At 70.3% G+C, this 19,181-nt stretch carries 20 protein-coding genes; 9 read left to right on the top strand and 11 right to left on the bottom strand.

The annotated features are described in order from the left end of the window. The first annotated feature begins 5 nt into the window (after positions 1 to 5). The 5 genes from ACTEI_RS35590 to ACTEI_RS35570 all read left to right on the top strand — a co-directional run bounded on the left by ACTEI_RS35590 (position 6) and on the right by ACTEI_RS35570 (position 4,821). Positions 6 to 692: a response regulator transcription factor gene (locus tag ACTEI_RS35590; RefSeq protein WP_122982621.1), complete on the top strand. Its 687-nt coding sequence runs from the start codon at positions 6 to 8 to the stop codon at positions 690 to 692. Next, on the top strand, positions 689 to 2,008 hold the full coding sequence (locus ACTEI_RS35585) for a HAMP domain-containing protein (RefSeq protein WP_122981648.1): 1,320 nt from the start codon (positions 689 to 691) through the stop codon (positions 2,006 to 2,008). Before ACTEI_RS35590 ends, ACTEI_RS35585 begins: the two co-directional genes overlap by 4 nt. A gap of 115 nt (positions 2,009 to 2,123) precedes the next feature. Then, a complete protein-coding gene (locus ACTEI_RS35580) occupies positions 2,124 to 2,957 on the top strand; it encodes a lytic polysaccharide monooxygenase (RefSeq protein ID WP_122981647.1) in 834 nt (277 codons plus the stop codon). Continuing rightward, complete coding sequence (locus tag ACTEI_RS35575; protein ID WP_122981646.1) at positions 2,954 to 3,559, top strand: DUF305 domain-containing protein; 606 nt, start codon at positions 2,954 to 2,956, stop codon at positions 3,557 to 3,559. The genes ACTEI_RS35580 and ACTEI_RS35575 overlap by 4 nt, the downstream gene beginning before the upstream one ends. A 92-nt stretch (positions 3,560 to 3,651) precedes the next feature. Then, the gene (locus tag ACTEI_RS35570; RefSeq protein ID WP_164466243.1) at positions 3,652 to 4,821 is read left to right on the top strand and encodes an outer membrane protein assembly factor BamB family protein; all 1,170 of its coding nucleotides are present in this window, start codon (positions 3,652 to 3,654) and stop codon (positions 4,819 to 4,821) included. Here ACTEI_RS35570 and ACTEI_RS35565 read toward each other — a convergent pair. Beyond that, positions 4,789 to 7,881, bottom strand: coding sequence for a DUF3427 domain-containing protein (locus ACTEI_RS35565; protein WP_203723555.1), 3,093 nt, complete (start codon positions 7,879 to 7,881; stop codon positions 4,789 to 4,791). The two genes, ACTEI_RS35570 and ACTEI_RS35565, sit on opposite strands and share 33 nt — an antisense overlap. Positions 7,882 to 7,999: 118 nt before the next feature. On the opposite strand from ACTEI_RS35565, the gene ACTEI_RS35560 reads away from it, so the two are divergent. After that, positions 8,000 to 8,836, top strand: coding sequence for a phosphoribosylaminoimidazolesuccinocarboxamide synthase (locus tag ACTEI_RS35560; RefSeq protein WP_122981643.1), 837 nt, complete (start codon positions 8,000 to 8,002; stop codon positions 8,834 to 8,836). A 4-nt stretch (positions 8,837 to 8,840) separates the two neighbouring features. On the opposite strand, the gene ACTEI_RS35555 is transcribed toward ACTEI_RS35560, so the two are convergent. The 5 genes from ACTEI_RS35555 to ACTEI_RS35535 form a co-directional block, all read right to left on the bottom strand. Next, on the bottom strand, positions 8,841 to 9,143 hold the full coding sequence (locus ACTEI_RS35555) for a DUF3040 domain-containing protein (protein WP_145830772.1): 303 nt from the start codon (positions 9,141 to 9,143) through the stop codon (positions 8,841 to 8,843). A gap of 190 nt (positions 9,144 to 9,333) precedes the next feature. Beyond that, on the bottom strand, positions 9,334 to 9,948 hold the full coding sequence (locus ACTEI_RS35550; protein ID WP_122981641.1) for a malonic semialdehyde reductase: 615 nt from the start codon (positions 9,946 to 9,948) through the stop codon (positions 9,334 to 9,336). Between the two features lie 73 nt (positions 9,949 to 10,021). Beyond that, positions 10,022 to 10,384 carry a winged helix-turn-helix transcriptional regulator gene (locus ACTEI_RS35545; RefSeq protein ID WP_122981640.1) on the bottom strand — a complete coding sequence of 121 codons (363 nt, stop codon included), beginning with the start codon at positions 10,382 to 10,384 and terminating at the stop codon, positions 10,022 to 10,024. A 476-nt stretch (positions 10,385 to 10,860) separates the two neighbouring features. Beyond that, positions 10,861 to 11,043 carry a hypothetical protein gene (locus ACTEI_RS35540; protein WP_122981639.1) on the bottom strand — a complete coding sequence of 61 codons (183 nt, stop codon included), beginning with the start codon at positions 11,041 to 11,043 and terminating at the stop codon, positions 10,861 to 10,863. Further along, positions 11,040 to 11,330 (bottom strand): hypothetical protein, encoded by a 291-nt coding sequence (locus ACTEI_RS35535; RefSeq protein ID WP_239082191.1) that lies wholly within the window; start codon positions 11,328 to 11,330, stop codon positions 11,040 to 11,042. The genes ACTEI_RS35540 and ACTEI_RS35535 overlap by 4 nt, the downstream gene beginning before the upstream one ends. A 405-nt stretch (positions 11,331 to 11,735) precedes the next feature. On the opposite strand from ACTEI_RS35535, the gene ACTEI_RS35530 reads away from it, so the two are divergent. Further along, positions 11,736 to 12,626: a helix-turn-helix domain-containing protein gene (locus ACTEI_RS35530; RefSeq protein ID WP_122981637.1), complete on the top strand. Its 891-nt coding sequence runs from the start codon at positions 11,736 to 11,738 to the stop codon at positions 12,624 to 12,626. Positions 12,627 to 12,800: 174 nt separating this feature from the next. Here the strand turns inward: ACTEI_RS35530 and ACTEI_RS35525 are convergent, their stop codons facing one another. Next, a complete protein-coding gene (locus tag ACTEI_RS35525; protein ID WP_122981636.1) occupies positions 12,801 to 13,037 on the bottom strand; it encodes a DUF397 domain-containing protein in 237 nt (78 codons plus the stop codon). Between the two features lie 256 nt (positions 13,038 to 13,293). On the opposite strand from ACTEI_RS35525, the gene ACTEI_RS35520 reads away from it, so the two are divergent. Continuing rightward, positions 13,294 to 13,545: a hypothetical protein gene (locus ACTEI_RS35520; protein WP_122981635.1), complete on the top strand. Its 252-nt coding sequence runs from the start codon at positions 13,294 to 13,296 to the stop codon at positions 13,543 to 13,545. Between the two features lie 58 nt (positions 13,546 to 13,603). Beyond that, on the top strand, positions 13,604 to 13,912 hold the full coding sequence (locus ACTEI_RS35515) for a hypothetical protein (protein WP_122981634.1): 309 nt from the start codon (positions 13,604 to 13,606) through the stop codon (positions 13,910 to 13,912). Between the two features lie 457 nt (positions 13,913 to 14,369). On the opposite strand, the gene ACTEI_RS35510 is transcribed toward ACTEI_RS35515, so the two are convergent. From ACTEI_RS35510 to ACTEI_RS35495, 4 genes are all read right to left on the bottom strand, one after another. After that, a complete protein-coding gene (locus ACTEI_RS35510; RefSeq protein ID WP_122981633.1) occupies positions 14,370 to 15,233 on the bottom strand; it encodes an SAM-dependent methyltransferase in 864 nt (287 codons plus the stop codon). A gap of 81 nt (positions 15,234 to 15,314) precedes the next feature. Beyond that, a complete protein-coding gene (locus tag ACTEI_RS35505; protein ID WP_122981632.1) occupies positions 15,315 to 16,904 on the bottom strand; it encodes a GGDEF domain-containing protein in 1,590 nt (529 codons plus the stop codon). Between the two features lie 227 nt (positions 16,905 to 17,131). Further along, on the bottom strand, positions 17,132 to 18,700 hold the full coding sequence (locus ACTEI_RS35500) for an MDR family MFS transporter (RefSeq protein WP_122981631.1): 1,569 nt from the start codon (positions 18,698 to 18,700) through the stop codon (positions 17,132 to 17,134). Beyond that, positions 18,697 to 19,179 carry a MarR family winged helix-turn-helix transcriptional regulator gene (locus ACTEI_RS35495; protein WP_239082190.1) on the bottom strand — a complete coding sequence of 161 codons (483 nt, stop codon included), beginning with the start codon at positions 19,177 to 19,179 and terminating at the stop codon, positions 18,697 to 18,699. Before ACTEI_RS35495 ends, ACTEI_RS35500 begins: the two co-directional genes overlap by 4 nt. Positions 19,180 to 19,181: the final 2 nt, after the last annotated feature.

Below are 19,181 nucleotides of genomic sequence, written 5' to 3'. Positions count from 1 at the left end.
ACGCCATGGCGTTGATCCTGTTGGTCGAGGACGACCGCAACATCGCGGCCGCACTGACCCGTGCGCTGTCCGATGCCGGTCATGTGGTGCGCCCGGTCGGCCAGGCCGCCCAGGCGCTGAAGATCGTCACTCAGGAGCGGCCCGACCTGGTCATCCTGGACCTCGGGCTGCCCGACATCGACGGCACCGACGCGCTGCGGATGATGCGTACGGTCTCCGACGTGCCGGTGATCGTGGCGACCGCCCGGCGCTCGGAGGCGGACATCATCGCACTGCTGAGCGCCGGCGCCGACGACTACGTGACCAAGCCGTTCTCCGGCGGCCACATCCTGGCCCGGATCTCCGCGGTGCTGCGCCGCGCGCGCACCACCACCGAGCAGGCGCCGAACGCGATCACCGTCGGTGAGCTGGTGATCAAACCGAGACAGCGCCGCGCCGAGCTGCGCGGCGAACCGTTGCAGCTGACCCGCCGCGAGTTCGACGTGCTGACCTACCTGGCCGAACGCGTCGGCCAGGTGATCAGCCGGCGGGAACTGATGAACCAGGTGTGGAACCAGGCCCGCATCGGTGAGGAGCAGACCATCGACGTGCACATCTCCTGGCTGCGCCGCAAGCTCGGGGAGACCGCCGCCAAGCCGCGCTTCCTGCACACCGTGCGCGGTGTCGGCGTGATGATGGTCGACCCGCAATGAGATGGGCGCTGAACCGGCTGGCCCTGGCCATCACCTCGATGGTGGCGCTGGCGTTCCTGGTCCCGCTGGCCGTCGCGATCTGGCAGATCGCCCATGACCGGGCCGTCTCCGAGGCCCGTCAGCAGGCCACCTCGATCGTCACCGTGCTCGGGGTGAACGCCGACCCGACCGCGCTGACCAACGCGGTGGCGAGCACCTCGGCGGGCAGCGCCGGGCTGCTCGCCGTACACCTGCCCGGGCTCGACCCGATCGGGACCTCGCACCTGAGCGACGCGACCGTCGAGCGCGCCGCGCGGCAGCGCCGCTCGGCGACCGCGACCGCCCAGGGCGGCCTCGCCTACCTGCAGCCGACCGTGCTCACCGACGGGCGCACCGTGGTCGTCGAGGTGTTCGTCACCGACGACGAGATGCGCCGCGGCGTCATGTCGGCCTGGCTGGCGCTGTTCGGGCTGGCCGTGGTGCTGGTCGGCGGCTCGACGCTGCTGGCCGACCGGCTCGGCGCGCAGCTGGTCCGGTCCACCCGCCGGCTCGCCGAGTCGACCCGCCGCCTCGGCGCCGGTGAGCTCAACGAGCGGCTCGAACCCACCGGCCCGCGCGAGCTGCGCGACGCCGCGCAGGCGTTCAACACCATGGCCGGCGACCTGCGACGGTTGCTGGACCGGGAACGGGAACTGGCGGCCGATCTGTCACACCGCCTGCGTACGCCGTTGACCGCGCTGCGCCTGGACGCCGAGACCATCCCGCCCGGCCCGATCGCGGACCGGATGCGGGAGGCGTGCGACCTGCTCGACGAGGAGCTCGACGCGATCATCAACGGCGCCCGGCTCGGCGTGGAGGACCGCGGCAACCAGCGGTGCGACCTGGTCGAGGTGCTGGCCGACCGGCTGGCGTTCTGGTCGGTGCTGGCCGAGGACCAGGAGCGGCCGTGGGAGGTGGTCGGCGGGCACGAGCCGGTGCCGGTGCCGATGTCGCGCAGCGACGTGATCCTGGTGGTCGACGCGATGCTCGGCAACGTCTTCTCGCACACGCCGGAGGGGGTGGCGTTCCGGGTCAGCGTCTCCACGACCGGCCTGCTGGTGGACGACGCCGGCCCGGGCATCCCGGACCCCGCGGCCGCCGTGCAGCGCGGGTACAGCGGGGCCGGCTCCACCGGGCTGGGGCTGGACATCGTGCGCCGGGCGGCGGACACCGTACGCGGGCAGTTGGTCGTCGGGCGCAGCCCGCTGGGCGGCGCCCGGGTCGGCTTCCTGCTGACCTCCGCCGACGAGACACCGCAGGAGCCGGCGCCGCGCCGGCGCCGGCGGACGGTGCCCTGATCCGGTGGATCACCGTTTTCAGGCGGGTTTTCGGTCTCCTTAAGGCTCCGTTATGGCAGCCGCGCCTAACGTTCCGGCCGGTAAGCAGCCAGGACGAGATGTCTGGAGAAGTGACATGCGCAGGAAGATCGCCTACCCGCTGGCCACCCTGGGGATGGTCGCGTCGACTCTGGTGATCGCCTCACCGGCCCTGGCCCACGGATACGTCTCGTCGCCGCCGAGCCGGCAGGCGCTCTGCGCCGCCGGCACGGTCACCGACTGCGGCGCGATCCAGTTCGAGCCGCAGAGCGTCGAGGCGCCGAAGGGCTCCAAGCAGTGCAACGGCGGGAACGCCGCCTTCGGGGTGCTCAACGACAACTCCCGCAACTGGCCGGCCACCAGCGTCGGCACCTCGGCGAAGTTCAACTGGGTGCTGACCGCGCGGCACCGCACCGCCAGCTGGGTGTACTACGTGGACGGGGCCCAGGTCGCCACGTTCGACGACAACAACGCCATCCCGGAGGCGACCGTCAGCCACACCGTGGACCTGAGCAGGTACCCGGGCCGGCACACCGTCCTCGCCGTCTGGAACATCGCGGACACCGTGAACTCCTTCTACAGCTGCATCGACCTGAACATCGGTGGCGGCGCGGCGGCGACCCCGACGAAGGCGCCCACCGCGGCCCCGACCACCGCCCCGACCACCGCGGCGCCGGCCCCGACCGCCACCGCGACCACCACGGCTCCCACCGCGACCGCCACCGCGGCGCCGACCGCCACCGCGACCGCGACCAGCTCCGCCACCTCCGCGCCCGCGCAGAACGGCAGCGCCTGGGCGGCCGGCGTCGGCTACCGCGCCGGCGACGTGGTGACCTACAACGGGGCGTCCTACAGGTGCCGGCAGCCGCACACCTCGATCCGCAGCTGGGAGCCGTCGGTGTTCACCCTCGCCCTCTGGCTGCCGCTGTGAAGCGCCGCCTGGTAGCCGCCGCGCTCGCCCTGCCGTTCCTGCTCGGGGCGTGCGGGACCGACAAGACCTCGTCCGCGCCCGAGGGCGGCGCCGCCGCGCCGGCCGTGCAGAACGTCGCCGAGATCACCGCCGGCTCGACCTTCAACGCCAACGACGTGATGTTCCTGCAGATGCTGGTCGACCACCAGCAGCAGGGCCTGGAGATGGCGAAGATCGGCGCCGCCCGGGCACAGCGTGCCGACGTGGTCGACCTGGCCAAGGCGGTCGAGCTGACCCAGGCCGACGAGCTGACCATGATGAGGAACTGGCTGACCGAGTGGGGCAAGCCCACCACGGTCGACAAGCGGGTCAGCGTCCACGCCGACCACGGCGGCCTGCCGAGCACCACCGAGAGCGAGATCAAGGCGTTGCGGACGGTGCGCACGGCCGACTTCGAGACCGCCTTCCTCAACCTGTTCCTGGCACACCAGCACAACGCCGTCGAGATGGCCCGGATCGAACTGGACAAGGGCGCGAACGCGCAGGCCAAGCAGTTCGCCGAGCGGGTCAGGCAGTCCCGCGGCGACCAGGTCCAGCAGATGCTCAAGCTGATCAACAGCTGATCCGCCGTGGGTCACCGCGGATGGTCCGCCCCCGGTGGGCGGGCCATCCGCTTTCCCCGTCGTACGCCCGATCCGTACGCTATTTTCCGGGTGTGCAGGCTCTCCGTCGTACCGTCACCGCCCTGGTGTTCGTCGGCCTCGCCCTTCCCGGCCCGGCGCAGGCGGCCACGCCCCGCTGGGACCATCCCGGCTACGACGCCGAAGACAGCTGGTTCAACCCGCACGAGGCGGCGCTCACCCCGGCCACCGTCGGCCGGCTGACCAGGAGCTGGTCGGTCCACCTGCGCCACCTCGACGAGAGCTGCTCCGGGTTCTCGGCGCCGGTCCTCGGCGCCGGCCGGGTGTTCGCCACCGACCGCGCGGGCGTTTCCGCCTACCGCCCGTCCTCCGGCGCCCTGTCCTGGCGCTTCACCTGGGAGCACGCCGACGACAACAGCACCGCGCGGCTGGCTGTCGCCGGCGACCTGCTGATCCTCGCCAACGGCGACTGCAACTCGATGAGTGACCCGGACGGCCGCCTCACCGCGCTGGACACCGCCACCGGCCGGGTCCGCTGGCGGCTGGAACCGGACAATCCCATCGACTCGGTCGTGGTGGACAAGAACGTGGTCCTGGTCTCCGGCACGTCACCGTCCGACGAGGACCGGGTGGCCGCCTACCGGGTACGCGACGGCCGGCTGCTGTGGAGCCGGCCCCGGCACGCGTCCAGCGGCGTCTCCGCCGACGGCCTCGTCCCGCTGGCGACCACCGACGGCTCCGGTGTCCCGACCGGCACAACGGTCGCCGTCGACATCGCCACCGGCGCCCCGCGCTGGTCGCGCCGCGCGACGTGGCAGGTGCAGGCCGCGAGCCCGGCGGCGGATCGGTTCTACGTCACCGACCGCTCCGGCGTGCTGCTGTCCGTCGACGCCAGGACCGGCGCGGTCCTGCTGGCCCTCCCCGGCCGGGGCACCCCGCTGCTCGCCACCGACGGTCCCCGCCTCTACGTGGCCGACGGCGTGAGGCTCACCGCCCTGGCCGCCGGCACCGGCCGCGCCCTCTGGTCGTACACCTTCCCCGGCCCGATCACCCAGCCGGTGCTGGCCGGTGGCCTGGTCTACACCGGGAGCCGGGTCCTGAACGCCAGCACCGGAGCGCCGGCCGGCCCCACCGTGCCGGGCGGGGTGATCGTCACGGGCGGCCGGCTGTACCAGGTCAACGGCCCCCGCCTGACCACCTATCTCCCGGAGCTACGCGATCGCCGCAGCGAACTGGGCGTATAGATCACCGGAGAGCGGCGTCTTGAGTCGCCAGGTCACGGCCATCGGCCGTTCGCCCTCGTGGCTGACGTACTCGGCTGGCCCGAGGAACCAGAAGGAACGGTCGGTGACTCGTGGTCGGGCGAACAGAAGTATTGATCGACCCATCGCCACGTGATTCTGATATCGCTGCCCGGTCGGGCTGTTGGCGGCGGTCGTTGACTGGCTCTCCCAATGGATCAGTTCCCGGCTGATCGCGTAGTCCTGGTACCGCGTGGTTGGCGAAAAGTCGCCGCTGGTCTTGTCCAGGGTGAAGGCGAGCAGATCAGCGCCGATGCCTTTGGCGTCATAAACGCCTTCGCGCCACGGCGGGGTTTTCGCCCACTTGCCCTCACCGACGGCTGCCAGGATCTCAATCCGGGTGTACCGGCCGTGAATCTGCAGCGGTACGCCGGGAAGCGCCTCCTGCTGTACGTGATCCGGCGCGTTGCGGAGAGCATGCATCAGCTCACCGAGTTCGGCCATAACCTGAGGGTGGGACCAGATCAGCTGGACGGCCTCGGCCAGCGAATTGTCCTTGCCTAGCACTTGATCGCCGATGGCGGCCACCAGCATGCGGAGCAGGCGTCGACGTGTGCCGTCCCCCGACCCAACTTCCGGCCGAGTTTCACCGGCTAGTTGCCGATACGCGGTGAGGCGCTGTCGATCATCGATATGCTGCAGCCGACCCAACGCCCGGCGCAGGAGTGCTTCACTGGGACCGGGCTCGGCCACCGGCAGACCGGCAGCCTCGCGTAGATCCGACCAACTGCTGTTGTTGGCATAGATGTCGGAGAGTTCAAGTCCGGTTTCGGTGAGATAGTCAGTCAGCGTGATGCTCTTCCGGGCCTGGGCAAGGGCTTTGAGCTCCCGTAGGCGGGACTTCCAGTGCGCCGGAACTGCCTCCCGGATGCTGCGGAGTACAACCCCTTGAGCCACCCTGTCCAGTTCCATGTGACAACCTGCCGGCAGGAACGGAAAGCCGTCTTCGACAGCCTTCTCTAAATCCCGTCGACTGCCGCCGATCAGGGCGCGATACCGACGATCGAAACGGAACTCACGACGGTGCAGGCCGACGAAGTCCAGGACGGTGCAGACCGTCTTGCCCTCCATGAGGCGTAGGCCTCGACCCAACTGCTGGAGAAACAGGGTGGCGCTATCGGTCGGTCGTAGGAAGAGCAGGGTGTCCACTGCCGGCACATCGACACCCTCGTTGAAGAGGTCGACGGAGAAGACCACCTGGATCGTGCCGTCTTCCAACCCACGAAGAGCGGCACGCCGCTCCTCATCAGAGCTGGTGCCGGATACCGCCACCGCGGTGATGCCCAGCTTGTGGAACTCGGCGGCCATGTAACGGGCATGGTCGACGCTCGCGCAGAACCCGAGACACCGAATGAAGTGCACGTTGTCGACATGTTTGTGCAGCTGGTCGTATACGAAGCGGATCCAGCTTTCGTTGCCTACGTAAGCCTCAGTCAGGGCGTTCAGGTCATAACCCTGCCCACGCCGCCACGGGATATCGGTTAGGTCGATGCCGTCGTGGATCCCGTAGTAGACGAACGGCGACAGGCGATGCTGTTCGATAGCATCCCACAGCCGCAACTCGGCGGCGATCCGGTCCCCGAACCAGTGCAAGATCGGAAGGCCGTCGGCTCGTTCCGGCGTCGCGGTCAACCCGAGAAGCTCTTTCGGTCTGAGGTGCTTCAAGACCTTCTCATAGGATTCCGCGGCAGCGTGGTGAAACTCGTCGATGATGACGACATCAAAATGGTCCGCGGCCAGCCTCTCCGGGCCGTGACTAGCGAGGGTCTGTACCGAGGCGAAGAGATGATCGTATGCTTCCGGGCGGTGCCCGCCCAGCCAGAGATCGCCGAACGTGTAGTCGCGAATGGCGTGCCGGAAAGTGCTCAGGCTCTGCTGCAGGATCTCCCGGCGATGCGCAATGAAGAGCAGCCGAGCCCGGCCGAGCCGCTTGCGCAGACGCGCGTAGTCCACAGCGGCCATGACAGTCTTCCCGGTGCCGGTCGCCGAGACGAGCAAATTGTGATGCCAGCCGTTCTGCCGGGCCACCTCGATCCGTTCCAGCAGCCGTTCCTGGAACGGTTCGAGCCGGATCTCAATCGGGCTCAGCGTGGTCTGATGCCGGTCGCCACGCTGCCGTCCCAGATCGAGGGCGGCACGGAATTGCTCCTCGACGTACGGCACAAAGTCACCGCTGAGCCAGTAGTTCTGGAAGACCGCACCGATCTTGCTGACCACATCAGGATTGCGGGCCGCGGATACCCGTACGTTCCACTCCATGCCGGCTATCTGCGCGGAATGCGTCAAATTGGACGAGCCCACGTACGCCGTGCTCAACGCGGAGTGCCGGTGAAAGAGCCAGGCCTTGGCATGCAGCCGCGCGGTCGTCAGATCGTATGAAACCCGTACCTCAGCACCCAGTTCGGTCAGCAGAGCCAATGCCTCAGGCTCGGTTGAGCCGGTATATGTCGTGGTCAGTACGCGAAGTGGCTTGCCCTGGTCGCAATGCTTCTTCAGGGCCCCCAGCAGTGGTCGTAAGCCGCTGCGTCGAATGAAAGCCATGACCAGGTCGATGGCGTCGGCCGACTCGATCTCTGCCAACACCTGATTACCGACTCGTGGCTCGCCCGGTGCGTTGGTCAACAGCGTGGTGTCGACTAGCGGTATCAAGGGTCGTCTTGGGAATTGTGCGACACCGGCTAGATCAAAGGTTCCGATCGCGGTGAGGGCTTCACCCGGTGCGGTGGGTCGCTCCGTGGTCGAGTCGGCCCGGGGAAGGCGTTCGTGCAAGACCTCCAGGAGTGACCGAGCCACCTCAACACCGACCCGGACGCGATCGGCCTCCGGAACCGTGTCCAGAGCCCGTTCGACCTGTCGAGCGAGCAGCCGGGCGAACCGGTCCGAGGCCTCCGCCGAGCGCATCCCGTGCTTCTCGATCAGCCTCTCGTCGACGTCAGCAAGTCTGGCGAGGAGGGATTCTGTGACGACGTCCTCATACAGTCCCGCGGTCGGCTCATCAGGCACAGCGGTCAGTTTGCCGGATCCAGGGAAGCCTGGCGGAATTCCGGGCGCGGTCCGACGGTCACCGAACGGTTAGATAGCGTGAAACCGCACGCCAACCCGCCACACCTGAGGGGAACACGTGGAGCTGCTGCACTCCGGCAAGGTTCGGGACGTCTATGCGGACGGCAAGGATCTGATCCTGGTCGCCTCGGACCGGATCTCGATCTACGACGTCATCCTGCCGACGCCGATCCCGGACAAGGGCAAGATTCTGACCCAGCTCTCGCTCTGGTGGTTCGACCAGCTCAGCGACGTCGTGCCGAACCATGTCATCTCCTCCACGGACGTGCCGCAGGAGTGGCAGGGGCGGGCGATCCGGTGTGAGCGCCTGGAGATGGTGATGGTGGAGTGCATCGCGCGCGGTTATCTCGCCGGGTCCGGGCTCAAGGACTATCAGCGGGACGGGGCGATCTGCGGGGTGCCGCTGCCGCCCGGGCTGGTGGAGGGTTCCCGGCTGCCGGAGCCGATCTTCACGCCGAGCACCAAGGAGGCCGTCGGCGCGGGCCACGACGCGCCGATGACCTTCGACGAGGTGGTGGCGCAGCAGGGCCGGGACGAGGCCGAGGAGCTGAAGCGGATCACGCTGGAGATCTACCGGCGCGGGTCGGAGATCGCCGCGACCAAGGGCATCCTGATCGCGGACACCAAGATCGAGCTGGGTAAGGCCGGCGGTGAGCTGAAGCTCGGCGACGAGCTGCTCACCCCGGACTCGTCACGGTTCTGGGCGGCCGAGGAGTGGCGGCCCGGCGACGTGCAGCGGTACCTCGACAAGCAGGTGCTGCGGGACTGGGCGACCCGGGAGACCGACTGGGACCGGACCGAGCCCGGGCCGGAACTGCCGGAGCGCGTGGTCGAGGCCACCCGGAACCGGTACGTCGAGGTCTACGAACGTCTCACCGGTGACCGCTGGAGCTGATCGCTCAGGCTTCGGCGGTGGGACGGCGGTCGGTGGGCGACGGCCACGCGGGCTGGTCGGCCGCCCGCTTGCGCTTGTGCATCAGCCACGACGCGTAGGCGACGGCGAGAGCGGCCTCCAGGGCGCCGGTCCAGCCGCCGTAGATCAGGCAGATCAGCGCTACCGTCCACAGCAGAGCCGCCGACGCCGCCCACCGGCGGCGTTGGCGCGACCGCATCCGGTCGAGCCGGCGCGCGAAGCGTGGGTCGGTGTCCCGCAGCCGGGCCACCATGCCGTCGAATTCCCGCTCTTCCCGCGGCTCGAGCACGCCGGTCACCTCCGTCACGAGGGGTGGACGGCTCGAAACTACCCTCTCGCGGGTCCCGCCGACCGCGATTGTCGGCACCCCGCCACGCGGGCCGCCCGTGGTACCGCCGAAGGCGGCACGGTGTGCGGACGGCCCGGCGGTTCGCCGCCGGGCCGTCCGTGTCACCACCCGATTCGGGTACGTCGTGAGCTCAGGCCCACTGCACCGTGGTGGCCGGGTCGAGGCGCGGCAGCCGGTCCCGGTACGCGTTCTCGGCCGGATGACCCAGGTTGACCACCGCGAGCGACGTGAAGCGGCCGTCCGGGAAGAACTCGGCGTCCACACCGGCCTTGTCGAATCCGGTCATCGGCCCGGCGTAGAGGCCGACCGCGCGGGCCGCGATGATGAAGTAACCGGCCTGCAGCGCGGCGCTGAACGTGCCGTCCTGGATGCGCTTCTGCGGGTTGCCCTCGAAGTGGTCCTGGAGCCCCGGGTTGTGCGGGAAGACCTGCGGGACGTGCTCGTGGAAGCGGGTGTCCAGGGCGAGGACCGCGACGACCGGCGCGCTCTGCGACTTGGCCCGGTTGCCCTCGGCGAGATGCTTGATCAGGCGTTCCTTGCCCTCGGCGGTACGCACGAAGAGCACTCGCAGCGGCTGCGTGTTCGCCTGGGTCGGCGGCCACTTGGCCAGCTCCCAGATTTCGCTGAGCTCCTCGTCGGTGACCGGGGTCGGCGCGAAGAAGGACGCCGTGCGCGCCTCGGTGAAGAGAAGGCTGCGGCCGGTTTCGGAGAGGCCCGTCAGGCCGGCCTCAGAAAGAGTATCCACTTCTAAAAAGCTAGTTGCTGCCGATCAGAAAGCCACCTCCGCGACGGGTGAAGAGCGTCACGCGCCAGGCCGGTTACCGCGGGAGGTGCTCCTCGGCCCACTGGGCGATCTGCCCCAGAGCCGGCATCAACGCGCGGCCGGCGGCGGTCAACGAATACGACACCGAAACCGGCGGCCCGGCATCCACGTCGCGGGCGATCAGCCCGGCGCCGACCAGGCAGGACAGGCGGTTGGACAGCACCGAGTCGCTGATCCCGTCGATCACGCGGGACAGCTCGCGGAAGCCGCTCGGGCCCTTCTCCAACGAGCCGAGCACCGCCGCGTTCCAGCGGCGGCCGAGGAACTCGAAGGCCCGGGCGAGCGCGGCATCCTTGCGCCGGCACGAGAGGTGACGCGCGGCGGCATCCGCCGACGAGCCCTCCTCCACCACGGTCATGAATGCAAAGCTACACGTCACGGCCATGGCAACACCTGTGCCGAGGGCCACCCGCCAGGTGATCTTCGGTCTGCCGCGGGCGCCTGCTGCTGCGGTTCCGGCCGTTCCCGACACCGGCACCTCGGGCGGCTCGGCGGTCCGGCCGCCGCGCCGGGCGCCCGCCCGCCGGGATCGGTTTCGGGCACCGGTCAGGGCCCGGGGCAGAAGGCGCGTCCTCGGGTGCCGGTTCGATCACGGGCCGGGCCGGGGCGGGGCGCGGTCTCGGGCACAGGTCGGGGCCGGGGCAGAAGGCGCGTCCTCGGGTACCGGTCGGGGCCGGAGCAAGAGGCGCAGCCTCGGGTATCGGTACAGGCGCCGGTCGGGTCGGGGCGCGCGTCGCGGCCCGCGGTGGTGGCGACGTCGCGCGGGACTGCCACGGGGCGTGGCGGGAGCCTGCGGACGGGGCGGGCCGGGTCGTACCAGGGAAGGGTTTGACGTCAGTGGTGACCGGCGGCGGCCTGCTCGGGCCAGTGCACGCTCATCTTGCAGTCGCCGCAGGTGAGCTGCTCGCCGCAGGTGGGACACCAGTCGTTGGTGCGTCGTAGGTACCACCCCAGGGCGACGCCGGAGAAGAGGCTCAGCAGGCCCACGATCGCGGAGACGGTGACGGCGCCGGTCATGCGGCTGGCCGTCGCCGGACGAGACGGAGCCCGCGGTTGTCGAGCGTGGGGTCGTCGGCGTCGCGGGACGTCACGTAGGGCGCGGTGAAGGTGTCGACGCCGGTGCCGCGGTGATGACTGCCCGGGCGGTAGGTCACCGTGACCGCGCGGGGCGAGGCGGCCTCGATCACGCCGGCCCGCCAGCCGTCCCGATAGACCCACACCGGGTCGGCCGGGCGGTAGCTCTCGGCCGGTGCCACATCCGCCGGGTCGCGCTGTGGCGGGGTGACTGTCGGTGTGGATGTCATCCAACTCGGCATCGCGGTGCCTCCAAGCTCTCGAGGCGGCGTCAGGGGACCAACAGGCAGCGCCGACCGGCTACATCCGCCGAGCAGCCCGAGTTTCCGGACTGCCGGCTAGATCAGCAGTGCTGGCCAGGTCGGCGGTGCTGACTGGATCAGCAGTGCTGGCTAGATCAGCAGTGCTGACTGGATCAGCAGTGCTGGTCAGATCAACGCTGCGTCAGCAGTCGGTACGTGTCTGTCAGCTATCATGCTCGTCATCAAGTGCGTTCGCAAGGCCGTCTGCACGTGCATCTGGGCGAGCATCCGGACCTCGGGGCTACGCTCGACGTGGTTTCGCGGTAGACGATCTCCGCTTTAGGATGCATGCGACTGCCTTCCGGTAGTCACGATGCGGCGACAAGGAGTCAGGTGAGCGCGGGTTCGCAGGAGGAGGCACCGGGCGGCGGCCCGACCGTGCTGCGCATTCTGCTCGGCTCCCAGCTCCGGAAGCTGCGGGAGTCCAGGGGCATCACCCGGGAGGCGGCCGGTTACGAGATCCGCGCCTCGGGCTCCAAGATCAGCCGGATGGAGCTGGGCCGGGTCAGCTTCAAGGAACGCGATGTCGCGGACCTGTTGACCCTGTACGGCGTGGTCGACCCCGAGGAGCGCGAGGCGCTGATCGGGCTCGCCCGGCAGGCCAACAGCCCCGGCTGGTGGCAGCAGCTCAACGACGTCCTGCCGTCCTGGTTCCAGGCCTATCTCGGGCTCGAGGCGGCCGCCAGCCTCATCCGGACGTATGAGATCCAGTTCGTTCCCGGCCTGCTCCAGACCCCGGAGTACGCGCGTGCCGTGATCATGCTCGGACACGCCGGCGCCTCCGCCGAGGAGATCAACCGTCGCGTCGAGGTGCGCCGCCAGCGGCAGCAGATTCTCACCCGTCCGGGTGGCCCGCAGCTGTGGGCGGTCATCGACGAGGCGGTGCTGCGCCGGCCGATCGGTGGCGTCGAGGTGATGCGCGCACAGATCGAGGCGCTCATCGAGGTGTCGAAACTGCCGAGCGTGCGGCTGCAGATCATTCCGTTCACCGCGGGCGGGCACGCGGCGGCCGGCGGCCCGTTCGCGATCCTGCGCTTCCCCGAGCCGGAGCTTCCCGACGTGGTCTACGTCGAGCAGCTGACCAGCGCGATCTACCTCGACAAGCGCGAGGACGTGGATCAGTACGCGATGGCGATGGAGCGGGTCTGCATCGACGCGGAGCCGCCGAACCACACGCCGGAGATCCTCGGCAAGCTCCTCAACGAGGTCGGCCGCCCGCTCTGAGGGCGGGGTGCCCCGCCTCGCGGCCTCCAGGTCCGGCTGCTTGAACCTCGAGGCCGGGACGCTCGGCAGCGGGCGCTGCGGAGCCCGCCGTGGGCGCGCCGAGTCCTGGCCCGGCCGGTCGTGGCGATCCGGCCGGACCGTTTTTCTGTACGCCTCCGCGGAGCGCCCGACGGTTCAGGCGACCAGGTTGTCGAAGTCTCCGTCCCGGACCCCGAGCAGGAACGCCTCGATCTCCGCCCGGGTGTAGATCAGCGCGGCGCCTTCCGGGTCGCGGGAGTTGCGCACGGCGACGTCGCCGCCGGGCAGGACGGCGCACTCCACACAGTTGCCGCTCGGGTTGCTGCGACGGCTCTTCTGCCACGTCACGCCCTGCAGCTGACCGGCCGGCATGCCGTTGACCACGTAGGTCATTCCAAGCTCCCTTGGTTTGCCCGGATCGCGGTTCGATCCGGGGGTGTCATCCGCGTGCCTGAATCGCGCGGTGATGCAAATGCACGTGCATCCGGCCTTGCGTAGTCACGGGATTCTGAGCATGATAACGCACGTGAGACACCCAAAGAGGGTCACTCAGGGTGACATCTTTAGGTGACGGGCCGGTCGCGGAGCGACGTCTGCGGCCTCGACGCGAGGCTCCCTGGCGGGGGCGTCCGAGCGAGAGGTGACGAGTATGTCGATACCCAACATCGGCCCGGAACATCCCGATCCGGGCGACCCCGGCGCGGCCGAGGATCCGCGCCGGGGCAATCCGCCGCCGGTCTACCGGGACCTGCCGATCACCGACGACGTGGTCGCCGCGTCCACCCGGGCCAGCGCGGTCAGTCACCGGTTCGGCAGCGTTCGTTACGCACTGAGTCGGCCCAGCGGGGCGAACACCGCCGAGCCGCCGACCGAGGAGGGTGAGTCCGACGCGCGCGAGTGAGCTCGTCCGCTGTCACGGGCACCGGTCCGTGGGGCAGTCGCACGCCCGGTCGCGGTGGATGGCCTCGGCGCCGCGGGTCCGCGACGACCGGCTGCGGCCGAGCCGGCCGCGCTGGCCGGTGCACGAGTTCGCCGAGTCCGACTACTGCTATGGGATCGGGACGATCCGGCTGCGCGTGGTCCGGGTCGACTGGGACAAGCCGATCCCGCACGAGGGCGAGACGTGGCTGGGTGTGCGCGGCATCGTGGTCGACCCGGACGGCCGTGAGGGCGTGGTCCGTGAGGTCCTGATCCGTGCGGGGCGGGTGCCGGTGCCGCCCGCCTGCAAACGGCCGAGGCTTCGGGTGTTGCGAGACACACCCGTCTGACGCCGGGTGGGTGGCCCGGTTCCCCGTGCTGGGCCACCCGCCCGGTCCCACCCCGGTGCTGGTGGGGTGATCGGCTGTGTTCGACGGTCGGAGTGGGGTTGCTCCGAGCGGTTGTGGGTGAGTGGTGAGTCGCGCCGCCGGTCGATGCCGGCCGGCGGCGCGGTCATCGCGGCGGGTGCTCACGAGGGGTTGTGCGCGAGGCCGCGAGAGGGGTGAGACTTGCCGGCCCCGCCGGGGCGGGAGGCGGGGCCGGCAAAGCACCACGAACGCCGCTGTCACGACAGCGCCCGGGATGCGGTCCGGCGGTGGTGTGGACACAACCGGCCCCGTCCGGGCAGTGGACGGGGCCGATCGGGGTGCACCTCAGGCGCTGTGCGTGGAAGAGGCCTGAGTGCACGACTCGGGCCGGCCGCGGGCGTCAGATCAGCGGCCGCGTGTGGCGCGCCGGGGAGCCGGGTCAGGGCTTCCGGGCGACTCCGGACCAGTAGTAGGCGGCCTGCTGGTTCTCCACATGCGAGTCCGGCCGCCAGGCCGAGACCGGGACCAGACCGGGCTCCAGCAGCTCCCAGTCGCCGAAGAACCGGGCGACCGCCTCCCGGGACCGCGCCACCAGGGTCATCCCCGCGCCGGTGGCCGCGGCGACCGCGGTGTTCACCTCGTCCGGGTTGAAGTCGGCGGTCGGGTGCGTGATGGCGAGGCAGCTGCCGGACGGCATCGCGTCCCGCAGCGCCTCCACCTTGCCCCACGGGTCGTCCTCGTCGGCGAGCAGCATCAGGATGGCGATCAGGGTGAGGCCGACCGGCTCGGTCAGGTCGAGGGTGTCACGCAGGGCCGGGTCCTCGAGGATCGAGCGGGGGTCGCGCAGATCGGCGCTGATGTACTCGCTGCGGCCCTGCGGGGAGCTGAGCATCAGGGCGCGGGCGTGGACCAGCACGATCGGGTCGTTGTCGACGTAGACCACCCGGGTCTCCGGCGCGATCCCCTGGGCGATCTCGTGCAGGTTGGGCCGGGTCGGGATGCCGGTCCCGATGTCCAGGAACTGGCGGATGCCCTCTTCCACCACCAGGTCGCGGGCGGCGCGGTGGACGAACTTGCGGTTCTCGCCGGCCATGTACCGCATGCCGGGGATGGCCTGCATCATCGCGTCGCCGACCGCGCGGTCGACGGCGAAGTTGTCCTTGCCGCCGAGCCAGTAGTCGTAGATGCGGGCGGAGTGCGGGACGTTGATGTTGACCCCGGGCGGTGCGACCTCGTTGGCCGCGGAGTTGCCACTGCCCTGTTGCACGACCGCCTCCTTGTGCCGGACCCCACTGTCGATCATCGACAGTCCGTCCAGCCTAGCGCCATCGATCCGCCGAGTTCAGCCCCGCGATCCGCGGGAACGCGCCGGAAGACGGCGGCGTCAGGCGGCCGGGGCGTGACCGGCGTACCCCCGGAGATCGGCGGCGGACACCACGCGGTCGCGTCCGCCGCGCTTGGCAGCGTACAGATGACCGTCCGCTGTGGACAGTAGGGGGGCCTGGGCGGCGCCCGGCGCGTCGGCCAGGCCGGCGACGCCGATGCTGACCGTCACCGGGAGGTTCCGGGTCACCGGCGCCCAGTGCTGGTTGCGGACGGCCCGCCGGATGCCGTCGAGCTGGGCGGTCGCCCGCGGCACGACGGTGCCCGGCAGCACCACCAGGAACTCCTCGCCGCCCATCCGGGCCACGAAACCGTCCGGGCAGGCCTCGGCCACCTCCCGGGCCAGCACCTGGGCCACCCGGACCAGGACCTTGTCGCCGACGTCGTGCGACAGCTGATCGTTGATCTGCTTGAAGTGGTCCAGATCGACCAGGGCCACGGTCAGCGACGGGTCGGTCCGGATCAGGTCGGGCAGGCGCTCGTCGACGTACCTGCGGTTGTGCAGGCCGGTGAGCGGGTCGCGGCGGGCCTGCTCGCGGAAACGCTCGGCGTCCTGCCGGGCCTCGGCGGTCTCGAACATCGCCTGCCGGGTGCGGGCGCGCGCCTCCCGCCCCAGCGACTGCTGCTGGTGGTAGGCCTCGAAGAAGGTCTTGTGCGCGGCGAACGCGGCGGCGAAGTCACCCCGGGCGGCGTGCAGCTCGGCCTGCTCCTGGTGCATCCGGACCAGCGCCTCGCCGAGATCGCGTGAGACGCACTGCTGCCGGGCCTCGTCCAGGCTCGCCTGGGCCAGGTCGTACTCGCCCAGGCCGCGCTGCGCCTGGGCCAGGGTGACCAGGTACTGCGCCATGTCGTTGGCGTCGTCCCACCGGCCCTCGGCGTGCCGCTCCAGGCACAGCCGCATGGTCCGCTCGGCGGCCAGGTGGTTGCCGTTGGCCACCTGGATCGACCCGATGGTGTCGAGGAACGCCGGCTCGATCGGGATGTCCCACTCGGCGGCGAGCCGCTGCAGGCGGTCGGCCACCTCCTGGGCGCGCTCCAGGTCGCCGCTGCAGGACTCGACGTACGCGTAGTTGTTCAGCAGGCAGAGCAGCGCCGGCGAGCCCAGGCGCAGGGCCAGCTCCTCGGCCTGGGCGTAGCGCACCCGGGCGGCGTCCATGTCGTCGGCGAAGTAGAGCGCGTCGGCCAGCTTGGTGCGGTGCCAGACGTGCATGTGCTCGGTGGCGTCGTCGTCGAGCAGCTCGACCGCGAGGACCGCGTGCTCCAGGCCCTGCTCGGCGTCGCCGAGGTGCAGGTGGATCGCGGACCAGACCAGGTGGGTACGGGCCAGCAGCGGGCGGGCGTCGTGCTCGACCGCCCACTGGTGCACGTGCCAGATCTCCTCCGCGGCCTGCGCCACGTCGCCGCATCGCATCCGCATGTTGATCTGGCAGAGGCGGGCCCGGGCCGCGAGCAGGTCGTCACCGAGGGCGTGGGCGGCGCGCTCCAGCTCGATCGCCCGGGCCAGCTCGGCGCGGGCATCCCAGGACCGCCGGTCCTCGATGGCGAGAAGGGCGGCGGACAGCGTCTCGGCGTCCGGCACACGCTCGTTCAACCCGGTGCTCCTCTCCGTGGTCGGCGCACAGATCGGTCGCGGGGCGCGTCGGCTGAGGAAAACCCGGGCCGTTGATCAGCACTCCGTCAGTCGAGGTTAGCTCTGCGTCAACTGTCCGTTTCCGGTTCGGCCGCGTGATCTCGGTCGCGTCGCGTCGCGGCCGATGCGGTGGCGAACGAGACGGCGCCCGGGCTCGACGAGCCCGGGCGCCGTAGGGGTCGGCGGGGTTACTTGGCGGCGCCCGCCAGCTCCGGCTTCTCCGGCTGGGCGGCGCCGAGGTCGACCGTGCTGCGCAGCTTCGCCGGCTTCATCGCCACCGCGGCGATCACGCCGACCACCGCGATGGCCATCGAGATCAGGAAGATGTGCCCGGTCGCGTCGCCGTAGGCCACCCGCACGATGTGCTGGATCGCCGGCGGCAGGCTGCCCAGGTTGAGCGCGCTGGCCCCGGAGCCGGTGCCGGACGAGTGCACGCCGATCGCGGCGAGCTGGTCGGTCATCGAGTCGGCCACCCGGCGGGCCAGGACCGCGCCGAGCACCGAGACGCCGATCGTGCCGCCGAGCGAGCGGAAGAACGCGATGGTCGAGCTGGCCGCGCCGATGTCCTTGAGCGCGACGGTGTTCTGCACGGCCAGCACCAGGTTCTGCATCGACATGCCGACCCCGACGCCGACCAGGAACATCGCGGCGCCGACGTACCACAACGGGGTGTCGTGGTCGAGGACCGAGAGCCCGCCGAACCCGGCGACCAGGATGATCGTGCCGGCCACCACGTACGGCTTGATGTTGCCGCTCTTGGTGATCAACCGGCCGGCGATGGTGGAGGAGAGCATCAGGCCGAACATCATCGGGATGGTGAGCAGACCGGCCTCGGTCGGGCTGTAGCCCCGGCCGATCTGGAAGTACTGGCCGAGGAAGACCGAGCCGCCGAACATCGCCATGCCGACCGCGAGGCTGCCCAGGATCGACAGGGCGGTGGTGCGCTGGCGCAGGATCGGCAGCGGGACCACCGGCTCGGCGACCCGGGCCTCGACCCAGACGGCCAGCGCGAGCAGGACCACGCCGCCGCCGACCATGACGAGGGTCTGCCAGGAGAGCCAGGCGAACGAGTCGTCCACGAAGGAGACCCAGACCAGGATGACGCTGACGCCCGCCGCGATCAGGGTGGCACCCAGGTAGTCGATCTTCACGTTGTCCCGGCGTGCCACCGGCAGGTGCAGGGTCTTCTGCAGCACGATCAGCGCGACGACCGCGATCGGGGCGCCGATGAAGAAGCACCAGCGCCAGCCGAGCCAGTCGGTGTCCACGATCAGGCCGCCGAGCAGCGGGCCGGCGACGGTGGCCAGGCCCATCACGCCACCGAGGTAGCCGTTGTACCGGCCGCGCTCCCGGGGCGGGATCATCGCCGCGATGGCCACCTGCACCAGCGCCTGCACGCCACCCATGCCGAGGCCCTGGAAGGCCCGGGCGGCGATCAGCTGCTCGGTGTTCTGCGTGACGCCGGCCAGGATCGAGCCCAGCACGAAGACCACGATCGAGACCTGTACCAGCAGCTTCTTGCTGTACAGGTCGGCGAGCTTGCCCCAGATCGGGGTGGAGGCGGTGGCGGTCAGCAGGGTCGCGGTGACCACCCAGGTGTACTGGGTCTGCGAGCCGTTCAGATCACCGATGATCGTCGGGAGGGCGGTGGAGACGATGGTGGAGCTGGACAGCGCGACGAAGAGCACGAGCAGCAGGCCGGAGAGGGCCTCCAGGATCTCGCGGTGGGTCATCGTCTCGGGTTCTGGGGCGCTCATCGCGCTGCCTCCAGTTCGGGTGCGTGGGTGTGCTGGTCGATGAGGTCTCGGGCGAAGCGCTGCAGCGAGGCGGTGAAAGCGTTGATCTCCTCCGGGCTCCAGTCGTGCAGCGCGGCGGCGAACCGGGCCTGGTAGTGCGCCTGCGCGGCGTCGAGGACGTTGCGGCCCTGGTCGGTCAGGTGCAGCGTGCTGGCGCGGCCGTCGGCGGGGTCGGCGCTGCGGACCACCAGTCCGGCGCGGACCAGGGCGGCGACGGCCCGGCTTATCGTGGAGGGATCGAGCGCGTTGCCGGCGGCCAGCTCCTTGGCGTGGCACCCGGTGGTTTCCCGGGCGCGGATCTCGGAGAGGACGCCGACGGTGCCCACCGGGACGCCCGTGCAGGTCGGCGGCCGGTCCTGCTTGAGCAGGCGGACCGCTTTGATGACCTCGTGCATGGTCGCGAGTAGCCGGTGCCGGTCGGTGCCACCGGAGGGGGTCATGG

The organism is Actinoplanes teichomyceticus ATCC 31121 (genome assembly GCF_003711105.1).
In the GTDB taxonomy this organism is placed as follows: Bacteria; Actinomycetota; Actinomycetes; order Mycobacteriales; family Micromonosporaceae; genus Actinoplanes; species Actinoplanes teichomyceticus.
The sequence above is the reverse complement of the archived record's forward strand: the minus strand, read 5'-3'. Positions and strand labels throughout refer to the sequence as shown.

What these genes read in the sequence shown, in the direction of transcription:
- ACTEI_RS35590 (WP_122982621.1), top strand. Translation starts at nt 6, where the DNA reads ATGGCGTTGATCCTGTTGGTCGAGGACGACCGCAACATCGCGGCCGCA.
- ACTEI_RS35585 (WP_122981648.1), top strand. Translation starts at nt 689, where the DNA reads ATGAGATGGGCGCTGAACCGGCTGGCCCTGGCCATCACCTCGATGGTG.
- ACTEI_RS35580 (WP_122981647.1), top strand. Translation starts at nt 2,124, where the DNA reads ATGCGCAGGAAGATCGCCTACCCGCTGGCCACCCTGGGGATGGTCGCG.
- ACTEI_RS35545 (WP_122981640.1), bottom strand. Translation starts at nt 10,384, where the DNA reads ATGACCGTGGTGGAGGAGGGCTCGTCGGCGGATGCCGCCGCGCGTCAC.
- ACTEI_RS35540 (WP_122981639.1), bottom strand. Translation starts at nt 11,043, where the DNA reads ATGACCGGCGCCGTCACCGTCTCCGCGATCGTGGGCCTGCTGAGCCTC.
- ACTEI_RS35535 (WP_239082191.1), bottom strand. Translation starts at nt 11,330, where the DNA reads ATGACATCCACACCGACAGTCACCCCGCCACAGCGCGACCCGGCGGAT.
- ACTEI_RS35525 (WP_122981636.1), bottom strand. Translation starts at nt 13,037, where the DNA reads ATGACCTACGTGGTCAACGGCATGCCGGCCGGTCAGCTGCAGGGCGTG.
- ACTEI_RS35520 (WP_122981635.1), top strand. Translation starts at nt 13,294, where the DNA reads ATGTCGATACCCAACATCGGCCCGGAACATCCCGATCCGGGCGACCCC.
- ACTEI_RS35515 (WP_122981634.1), top strand. Translation starts at nt 13,604, where the DNA reads ATGGCCTCGGCGCCGCGGGTCCGCGACGACCGGCTGCGGCCGAGCCGG.
- ACTEI_RS35510 (WP_122981633.1), bottom strand. Translation starts at nt 15,233, where the DNA reads ATGATCGACAGTGGGGTCCGGCACAAGGAGGCGGTCGTGCAACAGGGC.
- ACTEI_RS35500 (WP_122981631.1), bottom strand. Translation starts at nt 18,700, where the DNA reads ATGAGCGCCCCAGAACCCGAGACGATGACCCACCGCGAGATCCTGGAG.
- ACTEI_RS35495 (WP_239082190.1), bottom strand. Translation starts at nt 19,179, where the DNA reads ATGACCCCCTCCGGTGGCACCGACCGGCACCGGCTACTCGCGACCATG.